This is a genomic window from Corallococcus sp. Z5C101001 (genome assembly GCF_007352635.1).
GTDB classification, from domain to species: domain Bacteria; phylum Myxococcota; class Myxococcia; order Myxococcales; family Myxococcaceae; genus Corallococcus; species Corallococcus silvisoli.
The window spans coordinates 77,484-91,201 of record NZ_VKLU01000010.1; the positions used below are offsets into that span (position 1 = coordinate 77,484).

At 73.6% G+C, this 13,718-nt stretch carries 7 protein-coding genes; 5 read left to right on the forward strand and 2 right to left on the reverse strand.

All coding sequences use genetic code 11. The features are described from left to right. Positions 1-31: 31 nt before the first annotated feature. The 3 genes from FOF48_RS22710 to FOF48_RS22720 all read left to right on the forward strand — a co-directional run bounded on the left by FOF48_RS22710 (position 32) and on the right by FOF48_RS22720 (position 8,922). Complete coding sequence (locus FOF48_RS22710) at positions 32-1,981, forward strand: Ig-like domain-containing protein (RefSeq protein ID WP_255442556.1); 1,950 nt, start codon at positions 32-34, stop codon at positions 1,979-1,981. Between the two features lie 242 nt (positions 1,982-2,223). Beyond that, positions 2,224-5,805: a flagellar motor protein gene (locus FOF48_RS22715; RefSeq protein WP_370456605.1), complete on the forward strand. Its 3,582-nt coding sequence runs from the start codon at positions 2,224-2,226 to the stop codon at positions 5,803-5,805. 24 nt (positions 5,806-5,829) lie between these two features. Continuing rightward, positions 5,830-8,922 (forward strand): hypothetical protein, encoded by a 3,093-nt coding sequence (locus FOF48_RS22720; RefSeq protein ID WP_143904868.1) that lies wholly within the window; start codon positions 5,830-5,832, stop codon positions 8,920-8,922. On the opposite strand, the gene FOF48_RS22725 is transcribed toward FOF48_RS22720, so the two are convergent. After that, positions 8,906-10,285, reverse strand: coding sequence for a response regulator (locus FOF48_RS22725; RefSeq protein ID WP_143904869.1), 1,380 nt, complete (start codon positions 10,283-10,285; stop codon positions 8,906-8,908). The genes FOF48_RS22720 and FOF48_RS22725 overlap by 17 nt on opposite strands. Before the next feature lie 27 nt (positions 10,286-10,312). On the opposite strand from FOF48_RS22725, the gene FOF48_RS22730 reads away from it, so the two are divergent. Continuing rightward, positions 10,313-10,702, forward strand: a complete 390-nt coding sequence (locus FOF48_RS22730; RefSeq protein WP_143904870.1) for a VOC family protein — start codon at positions 10,313-10,315, stop codon at positions 10,700-10,702. 65 nt (positions 10,703-10,767) lie between these two features. Continuing rightward, positions 10,768-12,525 (forward strand): general secretion pathway protein GspE, encoded by a 1,758-nt coding sequence (locus tag FOF48_RS22735; protein ID WP_143904871.1) that lies wholly within the window; start codon positions 10,768-10,770, stop codon positions 12,523-12,525. 24 nt (positions 12,526-12,549) lie between these two features. Here FOF48_RS22735 and FOF48_RS22740 read toward each other — a convergent pair whose 3' ends face one another. Next, the gene (locus FOF48_RS22740; RefSeq protein ID WP_143904872.1) at positions 12,550-13,509 is read right to left on the reverse strand and encodes an alpha/beta fold hydrolase; all 960 of its coding nucleotides are present in this window, start codon (positions 13,507-13,509) and stop codon (positions 12,550-12,552) included. Positions 13,510-13,718: the final 209 nt, after the last annotated feature.

Below are 13,718 nucleotides of genomic sequence, written 5' to 3' on the forward strand. Positions count from 1 at the left end.
GCAGTCCCCGCGGAGGGCCTTGTAGAGTCGGGTGGCCCTGGAACGTCTTCTGATCACCGCGCTGGTGTTGGTTTGTGCCCCGGTCTGGGCGGCTTCCCTGGAGCTGCTCGGCCCGGATGTGCCCGTGCCGCCGGAAGGCTTCACGGTGGCGGTGGTGCGCCGCGATGCCCAGGGGCGGCCGGTGCCGTTCACGCTGTCCACGGTGACGGCGGACGGCGCGCAGGTGAGGCCCGGCCCGACGGCGGCGCCGCTGTGCACCTACGTGGTGGTGCCCCTGCCCCAGGCGCGTGAGGTGGTGGTGCACGCGAAGGGGGAAGGGGAGGAGGCCCAGGCGCGCTACGACGTGGGGCCGCCCGCGAGCCGCATGGAGCTGTCGCTGGAGCCCGCCCTCCCGGTGAAGGGGCGCGACACGGAGGCGACGCTCACCGTGAGGCGGCTGCGTCCGGACGGCACGCCGGATGACAGCGGCGCGCCCCCGGTGCTGCGCGCGAGCACGGGGCAGGTGGAGGGGCTCACGCACTCGGGCCCCGGGACCTACGTGGCCCGCTACGTGCTCCCAAAGACGCGCCTGCCCGAGGCGGCCATCCTGGTGGCGCTGTCCGCGTGGCCGCATCCGCAGTCGGTCCATGGCGCCTACGGGCGGCTGTTGGTGCCGCTGGCGGCTTCGGTGGACCTGCCGGGCAAGAGCGAGCCTGGGGCGCAGGTGTCCCTGGAGGTCGCGGGCAAGCGCTTCGGGCCCGTGCAGGTGGGCACCGATGGGCGCTTCGTGCTGCCGCTCGTCGTGCCTCCTGGCTACCCGATGGCCCGGGGCGTGGTGGAGGATCGCGCGGGCAACGAGGAGCGGATCGCCATCGATCTCCAGCTGCCACCCACGGACGGTCTGGCGTGCGTGCTCAACCCTCAGCGGCTGCCCGCGGACGGCGTGTCCCAGGCCCGGCTGTTGTGCGCCACCAGCGACGCGAAGGGCCTCCCGGTGGGCGATGCCCGCGTCACCGTGAAGGCGAAGTACGGCCGGCTGGAGGGGCCCCTGCGCGATCCGAACGGCATGCTGGAGTGGCGCTACACGGCGCCGCGCACGCTGGCGGCGGATGAGCGGATCGACGCGGCGTGGCCTCAGCGCGGCCCCGGATCGCGCGAGTCGCTGCCCATGCAGCTGGTGCAGGGCGCCGTGCGCGACGTGGCGGTGTCGCTGCCAGAGCCGCTGATCCACGAGGGCACGACGGGCGAGGTGGTGGTGGTGGCGCGCGACGCGGCGGGCCAGCCTCGCCCCGACGCGAAGGTGGAGCTCGCCTCTTCCGTGGGAACGCCGGGCCAGGCGGTGGAGGCTCCGCTGGGGACCTTCACCTTGCCCTGGCGGGCGCCGACAGGGACCGGGGCTTCCAGCGCGGAGCTGACGGTGCGTGCGTTCGGGCCGCTGGGGACGGAGCCCGCGCGGCTCGCGGTGTGGCGGCTGGAGGGGGGGCTCGTGGCGGGGGTGGTGGATCTGGCGGGCTGGCCCGTGCCGCGGCAGCCGCTTCGCGTGGGCGCGGTGGAGAAGGTGACGGGGGAGGATGGCACGCTGCGGTTGGGCGCGTTGGATCAGGGCGCGGGGTCGACCGATGGGCTGCGCGTGTCGCATGCCGTGTGGCCGGGGCTCTCCGTCACGGTGCACGTCCTGGCCCCCGGGGGGCCCGTGTTCCCGGAGTCCGAGCCGCTGGTGCCCGCGCCCGTCGTGCGGAAGGTGGAGCTGGGGCCGCCGCTCCCGGTCAACGTGCGGGTGCACGTGGAGGGCGCGCGGGTGACGTGCTGGGTGGAGGACTCGCTCGGCCACGTCCTGGTGGATCGGCCGGTGCACGTCGCGCTGTCCGAGGGCGAGCGGAGCGAGGAGTCGGTGCGGGACGGGCGCACGCGCTTCACGGTGCGGGGCGCGAGTGGCCCCGTGAGCGTCTCCGTGGCGGATGTGCGCACGGGCGTGACCGCGATTGAAGAGGTGCGGCCTTGAAGTGCCCGTGTCCCGCGCACGCCGCGACGACCGCGCCCGAGTGGGGCGGGGATGCGCGTTCGTGTCTCGCGACATGGCGCGAGGCGGAAGTGCCCGGACGGGCTGGGCGCGGGCTTTCGAGCCTGATGCGCCACGTCGTCCTCGTGGGTGCGCCCGGACGGGTTGGGCGCGGGCTTTCGAGCCTGACGCGCCACGTCGTCCTCGTGGGTGCGCCCGGACGGGCTGGGCGCGGGCTGTCGAGCCTGGTGAGCCTCGTCGTCCTCGTGCTGCTGCTCGCGCCGGTGGCCTCCGCGCAGACGCTGGCGTCGGAGCCTCCGACGCAGGCCTCGACCATCGCGGGCCGGGTCTGCGTGGACGTGAATGGCGACGGGCTCTGCGCTCCCGACGAGCCCGGACTCGCGGAGGTGCGGCTGGTGCTGGCCACCGGCCGCGAGGTGCGCACAGACGCCGCCGGCCGCTACCACCTCACCGGCGTGGACTCCCGCGTGCCGGACCTGACCGACGGCCCGCACCTGCGTCCCGGACGTCACCAGCTGAAGGTCGACGTGCGCAGTCTGCCGCCGGCCAGTCAGGTCATCCCCAGGACCGCGACCGTGGAGGTGCCCTGGGGCGCCGCCGTCCTCCAGGACTTCGCCGTGCGTACCCCTCCCGAGCGCCCGCCTGTGCCGCTCGCCACCGCGCCCAGCCGCCCCCCCGAGGCGCGCGTCGCCCCAGGTGGACTTCGCTTCCTCATCAGCGGTCAGGCCTCCGCCGGAGATCGGATCCGCGCGGGCGACGTGGAGGCGACCGTGGACGCCTCCGGTGCATGGCAGGCGAGGGTGCCGCTCACGCCGGGTGCGAACGTCATCACCCTCACCACCACCTCCGCGGACGGAGCGGTGGACTTCCTCCAGCAGCGCTTCGACGTGGTGCGACGCGGCGCGCGCGGCTGGCTCGTCATCCCGGGCAAGGTGTCCCGCCTGGGCACCGTGCGCGGGCTCTCCGCGGAGGGCCCTCTGCCCACCGGGGACACGTCCCTGCGCATCGAGGCGGCCCCCGGCACGAGCGTGACGTCACCTGACGAGACGTCCTTCGTGGGCCCGGACGGCCAGGCGCGCCTGCCCGTGCGGCTCGGGCCAGGACGCAACGACATCCCCCTCACCCTGAGCCCTCCGGACGGGACCTCGGGCTCCGCGACGGTGTCCGTCGAAGCGCGCGCCCAGCCCTTTGCCGTGGGTCTGCTCGACGTGGAAGCCAGCATCGCGCCAGCGGGCGGCGGCTTCCGTCTCCGGGGCCGGGGCGCGGTCCATGGCGAAGCGCAGGTGGGGCCGGTGCAGGTGGTGGGTGAGCTGGAGCTGAGCGACATCGACGTGCGCCAGCTGCATGACGCGCCCCTCGTGGACTGGCTGCGTCCTCGCCTGCCGGAGCGCTTCGACCGCTGGCCGGATCCCGACCTCGTTTCGGCGCAGTGGGGCGATGACTCGGTGTCCCTCACCCCCAACCCCTCGGAGGGGCGCCTGCGCCTGGAAGCCCGCCATGAGCAGTACGGCCGCGCGGGCTTCGGCACGTACCGCGCGCTCCTCCAGGACCGCGAAGTGGGCCGCTACCACCGCCCCCTCTTCGGCCCCTACGCGGAGCTGCGCGAACAACTGGGCGAGGTGCGCGTGGGCCTGAACATGTTCGCGGGGGGACTGGTCGACCCGACGCGCGGACTGGCCGCGGTGCCCGCGCATGAGGAGCTGCGGGCCACCGGGGGCAGCCTCTACTACCTCGGGGGCGGCGCCGTGGCGGAGGGGTCGGAGCTGATCCGCGTGGAGGTGCGCGACGGCGTCACCGGCCTGCCGCTGGGCGAGCAGCACCTCGTGCGGGGACGCGACTACGACATCGACTACCTCGCGGGGCGCATCCTGCTCGCGCGCCCCCTGTCGTTCCTCGCCGGGGCTTCGCTGCTGCGCACGGACGCGCTCACCCAGTGGCCCGAACCGGTGCTCGTCGTGGACTACGCCGTGCTGCGAACAGGCGACCCGCGCGACTCGGTGGGGGGCGAGGCCTGGGCGCGCTGGCGCGGCTCCACCGTGGGCCTGGCCGCGGTGCGCGAGCGCCGGATGGGTGCGCCCTTCCAGCTGCTGTCCGGACGCGGCCAGACGTCGCTGTGGGGCTATTCCCTCATCGCCGAGGCCGCCTCCAGCCGGGGCCTCGCGGTGGAGTCCAGCGTGTTGGGCGTCTCCGACGACGGAGGCCTGTCCTTCCTCCGCCCCGTGGGCACCCAGGATGACCATGGCGGCGCGGTGGGCCTGCGCGTGAGCGGGTCGGATCCCCTGGGCCAGGGAGGCTCCCTGGATGCCGCGTGGCGCGAGCGCTCCAAGGGCTTCTCGGATGGCGCTCACCTGGATGCCGCCCGCTTCCGGCAGCTGTCACTGCGGGTGGTGCAGCCCCTGGGGCCGGTGTCGCTCACGCTCCTGGGCGATGATCGCCGCTCCGCGGATCCACGCCTGCCCTTCGAAGACACGCCCTTCGCGGCCCGCACGCTGGGGGCCGCGGTGGGCTACGAGTTCCGCCCCTTGGGCGTGAGCGTGGAGGTGCGCGACAGCTGGCTGCGCGCCGCGGAGGTGGCCGGCGTGGGAGAGGCGCTCGAGGGCGGCCGGACGTCCCTGGGCGTGGCGGGCTCCTACGCTGTGTCTCGTGGCATCACCGTGACCGTGGGCCACCGGCAGCGGGTGAACGAGCGGGGCGCGGGCCCGGGCCGGATGGATGACACCTTCACCTCCGCGGGCGTGGACGTGATGCTGGACGAGGACGCCAGCGTGGGCGTCAAGGGCGGCTGGGGCCCTCAGCTGGGCCCACAAGCGTGGCTGGACGCGCGGGTGCGGCGCGGACTGGAGACGTACTACGGCGGCTACTCCGTGGACGTGGACGGGCCGGACTTCGGCGCGGCCCGCGCGGTGACGGGCGCGCGCACGGAGGTGGGGGATGGCACCACGCTGTTCGTGGAGGACGTGAGCGCGCACGACGCCACGGCCCTGCGGCTGGCCCGCGCGGTGGGGTTCCAGTGGGCGGCGGGCCAGAGCGGCTTCAGCGCGGGCGCCCGCTACGAGCGCGGCGTGCGCCAGCCGCTGGACATCAAGAGCGACCTGCGGCGCGACGTGGCCAGTGTGTCCGCGCAGTGGCTGCGGGAGCGCTTCCGGGCGGACGTGCGCGCTGAACTTCGTCACGAGGAGGGCACCCCCGCGCGAGGCGCCCCGGGCCCGGTGGACCGCACCCAGGTGGTGCTGGCGCTGGCCGCCGAGGCGCAGCTCCTGAAGGACGTGACGGCCTCTGGACGGCTGGACTTCGCGCACACCGCGGGCCGGGATGGCCTGGAGGCGCGGTTCGCGGAGGGGTTCGCGGCGCTCGTCTGGCGGCCCGGGCCCTGGCTGGTGGTGGCTCGCTACGGCCTCACGCGCGAGCTGTCCCCCGGGGCGCGTTCCGTCTTCGGGGACCGGGTGCTCCAGACGCTGTCGTTGATGCCGGCGGTGCGGCTGGGGAACCGGCTCTCCGTCGCGTCGGGCCTGCACGTCGGGCGCTCCAGCCTGGGGGACTCCGCGCGGTGGGTGTGGACGGGCACGCTGCGTCCGTCGGTGCGGGTGCTGGGGGGATTGGAGGTCGCGGTGGAGGGCGTGAGGCGCACCTCGGCCGCGGACGGGCAGGGGCTGAGCGCGCTCCGTCCGGAGGTGGCGTACCGGCTCGACGAGCGCCTGCGGATTGCCCTGGGGTACACGGTCCTGGGCTTCAGCGGTTTGGGTCTGGGAGCCGAATCGGAGGATGCTCCGGACCGCCTCTACCTGCGGGCGGAAGTGGCCTGGTAGGCGCCGGGCAAAGGGACGTCGAACGTGCGAGTCTGGCGGATCATCCTGGGACTGGCGCTGTGCGCGGGCGTGGCGCGCGCGGAGTGGACGAACGTCCAGACCCAGACGGGCGTCCCGAAGGACGTGGCCGTCTTCGGGCCCGGCTTCTTCGCGGTGGCCACCAGCACGCAGCTCTATGTCTCCCGCGACGGCGGCGTGACGACCCTGAATGAGGGCATGGCCGGCAGCTTCCTGCGCGGCCCCAACTGCGTGGTGGGCATCCGCACCGATGGGACGCTCAAGAGCGTGGGCGCCTGCTCCCCGGCCGACGACGGCCGGCACCTGTTTCCGGACGTGGGGAACGACTACGTGGTGCGCGCCGTGCGCGTCACGGCGGATGGTGGCGTGGGCTACGCCTCCGCGTCCGTGCTTCCGCTGATGAACTCGGAGTTCCGAACGTCGCTCCTCCCGCCGGATGGGACGGCGGATTGGGGCGCCCTCGACATGCCGCTGGCGGGCGTCGCCACCGAGTCGCGGCTCGCGGTGCTCCCCCCCCAGTCGGATGGTGTGCCCCACGCCCTGTTCTCCGTGTCGTCGGAGAAGGCCACCTTCGTCTGGTACCGGGGCACTTCCAGCACCCCCTACCCCGCGACGGGCATCACCCCGCCGCTTTCGGCCCGCAGCGTGGCGCTGGTGCCTGGCGTGGATCCGGCGCAGCCGGTCGCCTACTTCGGCAACGACGGGGGCTTGTTCCGGGGCACGCTGGGAGGTTCCCCCGCGCCCTTCGAGCCCATTCCGGTGGGCGCCGGTTCGGTCGACGCGCTCGCCTTCGACGTGGCCAGCGGCTCGGATGCGGGCACGGGCTTCGGCCTGATGCTCGTCAAGCAGCCGGACGGCAAGGTCGCGGCGTTCAGCGCGGAGCCGGTGGAGCGGTCCGCGCTGCCGGGCAGCCTCTGGCGGCAGAACACGGACCTGCCCGTGGGCGTCACCCAGTCCGCGTTGCAGCTGGCGTGCGCGGATGCGTCCTACTGCGTCGCCATCCTCAATGGTCCCGCGCAGAACGTCCTCATCTACAAGAACCTGAACCGGCCGGACGTGAGCGCCCTGCCGGCGCGCATCCCCGTCGACGAAGGCACGACGCAGGTCGTGGACCTCAAGCTCCGGGACGCGGACGGGGATGCAGTGCGCGTGTCGGCCTCGGTCCGGGCCCAGGGCAGCCCGCTCAACGTCGTGCAGGCGCCGCTGGGTTCGCGCGAGGACAGCGGACTCAGGCTGACGCTCACGGCGCCCCCGGGCATCTGCACGACCCAGACGTCCTTCCTGGATCTGGTGGCCTCCGATGGACTCCGGACGCACGACACGGCGAAGACGGTGGAGCTGGAGATGCGGCACACCGTCGCGCCTTCACCCCCGCAGAAGGCCGCGGTGGGAGTGGTCGGCGGCGCCTTCTTCATGGGCGGTCCCACGGGCACCCTCACCCCGGTGCGAGGGGCCTCCGGGTGCGAGCCCGTCACGTACGCGTGGATGACGCCCAGCAAGGCCCCGGCGCTGGAGGTGGATGCCGCGGGCGTGGCCACGCTCACGCCGCCCTCCAGCCGGGCGGAGCGCTGCAAGCCGGGCCCCAACGTCTTCAACTACGAGGTCCGCGCGAACGACGGCGCGCTGACGTCCAGTCCCACGACGGTCCCGGTGGACCTCCACCCATGGGGGCCCCCGGACGCGCCGTTCACCAGCGGCTCGCGCCCGGTCTTCTCCGGGACGGCCCTGTCGCCCCAGGGGACCCATACGTGCGCGGGGGTCGCCGGGCTGCCGGCGGTGACGACGTGGTGGTCGGTCCTCGACAATCCGTCAGGCGTGGCGGTGGCGGCCCTGCTGGGCAATGATCGCAATCCGGTGGGAGCGTCGCCCGTCGAGGGCACCTCCGTGCTGCTCACCTCGGCGACGTGCGTGGACACGCTTCAGCTGCGGCTGCGCGCGTTCAACCGCATCACGGTGGATGGCTACGCCCTGGATGGGCCCTCGTCCGACCTCGACGTGTCGGTGGAGCCGCGCTGGGTGCCGCTGAGCATGGTGGTGCCCACGGTGGCGGTGGAGCGTCTCGAGGAGCGCAAGGTCCACGGCCGCGTGGCGACGCCCACCCTCAACTGCACGGGCATGCGCCCGCTCACCACGGTGGTGACGCTGGAGGACCCCGCCGACCCGGGCCGGGTGCTGGACTCGCGCACGTTCGTCGGGGCCGCGGGCGAGTTCGAGCTGGACCTCCCCGCGACCTGCGGCAGTGGCACCTACACCCTGCGGGCGCGCGTCCAGGAGGCGTCCGTGAGCGGGCCCGTGTTCGCCCCCGACGCGGTCCTGACCTTCGACCGGCCCGCGCGCCCCGTACAGCTGGGCGAGGTGAGCGGCGAGCTCGTCGCCGTCTGCGGCGAGGGCGCCCGGGGCACGCTGCGACAGACCCTGCCGGAGGGCTCGTGCTCCGTGGTGGACCTCGCCTGGGCCCACGCCGGGGGGCCGGAGCTGGCGCCGCCCCTGGCGAGCGGCGACTCGGTGGTGCTGGCCACGACGGACACCGAGCTGGAGACGCTGGTGGGCGAGTTCGTCACGCTGGACGTGACGGCGACGGCCACGGGGGCCTCCGGCGCGACGCGGGCGCACGCGGTGCGGATTGGCGCGCGGCCCTTCGTGGGAGTGGAGCGCCAGACCGAGACAGGGCCCGGCACCGACTCCGGTCAGGTGGGCGTCCGGGTGACGCTGCGCAATGACACCGCCTGTGGCGTGACGGCCGTGCGCCACGCGGAGGCCGTCACCGGCGCGCAGGTGGTGCCTGGGAGCGTCACGTTGAACGGCCATCCGGTGACGCCCACGGACGTGACGGACAGCGGCTTCGCGGTGGAGTCGGTGCCGCTGCCGGCGGGCGCGACCGCGACGCTCACGTACGTGGTGCGGCCGGCGCTCCTGAGCACGCCCGGATACCAGGGCGTCACGACGATGCGCGGGGTGGCCGTGTCGGAGGAGGAGGTGCCCCGGCCCTCCACGTCGGGCTGCGGGTGCTCCGGGGGCGGCTCGGGCGTGACGGCCTTCGGGCTGGGGGCGCTGGCATGGGCCGCGCGGCGGCGGCGCGGCGTCAGAGCCCGAAGCTGATGCGCTGGCGGCGGTTGGGCGTCTCCTGACGCTCCTCCAGCACGCCCGACAGCTCCAACCCGCGCAGGGTGGCCAGGGTCTCGCGCTCGGACATGTCGGTGAGGGCCAGCAGGTCCTCCACCGTCTTCGTTCCATCCGCGAACGCGAGCAGCAGCGCCTGCGGGCCCTCCAGCTTCAGCTCGTGCAGGCCGTACGGCGGATCCGCCGCGGGGAACAGGCGGCGCCCGGGCGCCATGCGCTGGCGCAGGGCCACCAGCGTCTCCGTGCGGGTGACGCCCTCCAGGATGAGGTCGCCGGGGAAGAGCGACAGCGGCACCAGGTCCGCGCGCTGCGGCCGCATGGGGCTGAAGCCGTAGCCTCCTTCCGTCCAGGCGAAGGTGGACCAGAGGATTTCCTTCACCTGATCCTCCAGCAGCCGGCGTCGCTGCTTGGGGCTCAGCAGGCCGCGCTTCAGCAGGGCGTCGCCGGTGCGCAGCGTGTGCTCGCGCGCGTAGCTGGTGGCCTCCGCCAGCTGGGCCTCCGTCAGCGCGCCCTTGCGCAGGCAGAAGCGGCCGAAGCGCTCCGGGGCCAGGTTGGAGGCGGCGTACACGACGCGCCCTGCCTCGAAGTAGACGACCTTGAGCACGGTGCCCTGGCGCAGCTTCAGCTCTCCGTGGTGGCGCGCCTCGTAGTAGGCGTTGAGCAGGCGCGGCACCGAGGTGTGCGCCAGGTCTCCGCTGAGCGACCATTCCGGCAGCTGGCGGCGGCGGCGCGCGGGGGCGGGGGCCGCCTCCGTCCACACGGCGGCGCGCTGGGCGAAGGGCAGGGGCAGGGCCTCGGAGACGTCCGGTTCCGCCTCCGCGTCGCTGGAGGGCGCGGGTTCCGCGGGCTCGGCGGATTCGGAGGACGGGGCCTGCGCGGACGGCGCGGGCACCGGCTCAAGGTCCGCCGCATCCTCCTGGACCAGCTCTTCCAGGACGAGCAGGTCCACCTCGTCGAGCAGCTCCCCGTGCGTCACCGGCGGCACGCCCGCGGCCTCCTCCAGCGCCTCGAGCACGGCGTCCAGTTCGAAGGGCTTCTCGAAGAAGGCGAGGGCGCCGTGGACCTGCGTGGCCTCCTGCGCGAAGCGGTCTCCCTTGTAGACGCCGCTGACGGCGATGGCGGGGATGGCGTGGGCGCGCAGCGCGGCCAGCACCTCGCTGCCGCGGATGTCCGGCAGCAGCAGGTCCACGAGCGCGGCGTCGAAGCGGGTGACGGGCCCCAGGGCCTCCAGCGCCGCTTCGCCCGTGAACACGGTGAGCGCTTCATGGCCCCGGTTCTGCGCCACGGTGGCGATGAGGGAGGCCAGTTCCTGGTTGTCCTCGACGATGAGCAGTCGCGCCATGGGCGGGCAGACCCTACCATCAACGCCATGAAGGACGTTCAGGGCTTCCACCATGTGGCGATTCAAGCGAACGACGTGGAGCGGGTGACCACGTTCTATCGGGACCTGCTGGGCTTTCCTGAGCTCAAGCGCCACCTGCGCGAGGACGGCACCCTGCGGAGCATCTGGGTCGCCGTCCCCGGGGGGGCCTTCCTGGCCATTGAAGCGGTGGAGGGGTTGCCGGAGCCGGTGCCGTTCCGCCATCCGGCGCCGGGTCTGTTGATGTTGGTGTTCCGAATTCCGCGCGAGGCCCGAGGTGGGGTGGTGGAGACCTTGGCCCGTGTGGGGGTGCCGCTGGAGCATGAGACGCGCTGGACGCTCTACGTGCGCGACCCGGAGGGCAACCGGGTGGGCTTGAGCCATCACCCAGAGGACTAGAGGGGGCGAGCGGGCCTGGCCGGATGCTTGCGGAGGGTGAGGGGGCATGGCTACAAGCGGGCCCCATGCGCCTGGGTGAACTGCTCGTGAAGGACGGCCTGGTGTCGGCGGAGGCGCTGGAGGAGGCGCTGGAGTCGCAGGTCGTGCACGGCGGTCGGCTGGGAACGAACCTGGTGGAGCTGGGGCTGCTGTCCGAGCAGGACCTGGCGAAGGTGTTGGGCCGGCTCCACAACTGCGCCTACGCGTCCGGTGAGATGGTTCCCGACCCGAAGGCCGTGGCGCTGGTGAACCTGAGCGAGGCGGACGACAAGGAGTTCCTGCCAATGCGTTCGGACGCGACGCGGTTGAGCGTCGCGGTGGTGAACCCGCACGACTTCCCGACGTTGGACGCCATCGCGTTCAAGACGGGCAAGCGGGTGGTGCCGGTGGTCATCCCCGAGTTCCGGATGAACCAGCTGCTGCGGCGGTACGCGAAGGCGTTCCGGCAGCTGCGCGCCATCGACATGAACGCGGTCCAGGCGCGGCCGGCGAAGGGCGCGGCGGCGGAGCTGGCGAAGGCGCAGGAGCGGCCTCCCGACCTGATGAGCGAGGAGGAGTTCCAGTCCGTCTACGCGCAGGCGCTGCGCGGTGGTTCGGAGACCGACGCGGACGTGCTGGAGGGGGAGCTCATCATCACGGGCGAGGAGGTGCAGGAGGCGCCTGCCGCGCTGCCCGCTCATCCTGCGGCGCAGCCGCGTTCCGGAGCGCCCGCGCAGTCCCCCGTGGGCCAGAGGCCCGTGTCACCGCGCGTGGACATCCCCGCGCATGTGGCTCCGCCCGTTCCGGTGCAGGGCATGCCCGCGCAGGCGGCCCGCGCCGCGGCTACGAGCACGGTGGGGCAGGGCGCCAGCGCGCCGGGAGTGCCCGCGCACGTGGCGGCTCAGGCGGGTGCGCCAGGAGCGCCTGCGCACGTCGCGGCTCAAGCCGGTGTGCTGGGTGGGGTCTCGCACGTGGCGGCTCAGGCGGGTGTGCCAGGAGCGCCTGCGCACGTCGCGGCTCAGGCGGGAGCGCCCGCGCATGTCGCGGCTCAGGCGGGTGCGCCGGGAGTGCCTGCGCACGTCGCGGCTCAGGCGGGTGCGCTGGGTGGGGCCTCGCACGCGGCAGCTCAGGCGGATGCTCCAGGCGTGCCCGCGCATGTCGCGGCTCAGGCAAGCGTGCCAGGCGTCCCCGTGCACATGGCGGCTCAGGCGGGTGTGCCGGGAGCGCCCGCGCAGGCGGGTGTGCCGGGAGCTCGCGCTCGCACGGCGCCCCAAGGCCGGGCGCTGGGTGGGTCCGCGCATGTGGCGCCTCCCGCGACCCCGCTCACGTTCCCGGAGGCCCAGGCGGAGCTGGCGCGCAGCTCGGACCGCGAGGACGTGGCTCGCACGGTGCTGCGCTTCGCGCTGGGCAAGTGGCGCCGGTGCCTGCTGTTGTCGGTGCAAGGCAACCTCGTGACGGGCTGGCACGGCATGGGGCAGGGCGTGAACGACGAAGGCGTCCGCCGCATTGGCGTCCCGCTGCGCGACCAGAGCACCTTCCGTCTCGTGCGCGATCTGCGCTCGCACTACGTGGGCCCGGTGAAGCGGGACGCGGCGATGGGCATGTTCTACCGGCTGCTGGGCGGTGGCTTCCCCACGACGGCGGTCATCCTCCCGCTGCTCGTGCGCGGCAAGGTCGTGCACCTGCTCTACGTGGACAACGGACCCGACCAGCTCACCCCGCCGGACGTGGGCGAACTGCTCATCCTCTCGCAGGGCGTGGGCCGCTCGTACGAGGCGATGATGCGGCGGCGCAAGAGCGCCTAGCCTCGCGGCCCCGGCGGCGACCGCTCAGCCGTTCCCGGTGGGATGCGCCACCGGGAGGCCCAACGCGGGCATCGCGTCGGGACGGTCCCACAGGACGAAGTGGCTGCAGCCCTCCAGGGTCACCACCTCGACTCCAGGCCCGGCGAGCCGGGCGCTCGCGTGCATGGAGGACGACTCCAGCACCCGGTCCTTCCCTGGAACCAGCACCGTGCCGCGCCGCACGTTCTGGAACAGGGACGCATCCCGCCCCTGACTCCAGGCGTCGATGTCCAGCAGGTTGGCCATCAGGGTCGCCACCCGCTTCGGGTTGAAGGGGAAGGCCATGATGAGCTCGCGCTTGCGCGAATCCTCCAGCGGTCCCCACGCCCCCCGGTTGTGCCGTGCGATGGGCGCGAGCCGCCACAGGGGGATGAGGAAGGGCAACAGCCACACCTGCGGCCGCGTCAGGCTCCTGTAGGGGCGCCCCTGGGGCAGGACGGGCGCCTCCAGCACCACCTCCACCCGCTCGAACAACTCTGGCCGCTGCTTCGCGGCCTCCAGGACCACGGCGCCTCCTCGCGAATGCCCATGCACCCGCACGAGGTCCGTCCTCGGCAGGTGCTCCAGCGCCTGCACCAGCACGGCCGCGTCATGGGCGATGGTTCCCTCGGGCTCGGCCGGCACCTTCGCCCAGGGCGCGGGCTGCTCCCGAGAGCCGGTGATGGGCAGGTGGTAGTCACAGCTCGTCAGCAGGATGAGCTGGACGTCCGGCGCGCTGTAGTGGCGCGTGAAGTAACGCATGTCCGCCACGAAGCCGTGCATGGCGATGACCGTGGCGCGGGGCTGCTCGCAGCGCCGCTCGGCGATGACCGCCTTGCCGACCCGGTGGATGTGTCCGTCGAAGGGCTCGGTCGTGCGGGGCGAGCCCTCGCGGTTCATCAACCACCACCGCAGGCCGGCCACGAGAGCGGCGGTGCCTGCGACGACTCCAAGGACCACGGACATGGGTTCACCTGCTGCGGAAGGGCGCCGGAGCCTCGCGGCGGACGGCTGGGTTCGACCCGCGCATCATAGGGCGCGCGAGGACGGTCGCGGAGCTTCAGCGCGGCGCTCCCTGGATGCCTGGCAGCCGCGAGAGCATCCGTGTCGATGAATCGCCGGGCTGCCACTTGGGTTGACACAAAACTTGGAGTCACTCCATATCCTTGGGTGGC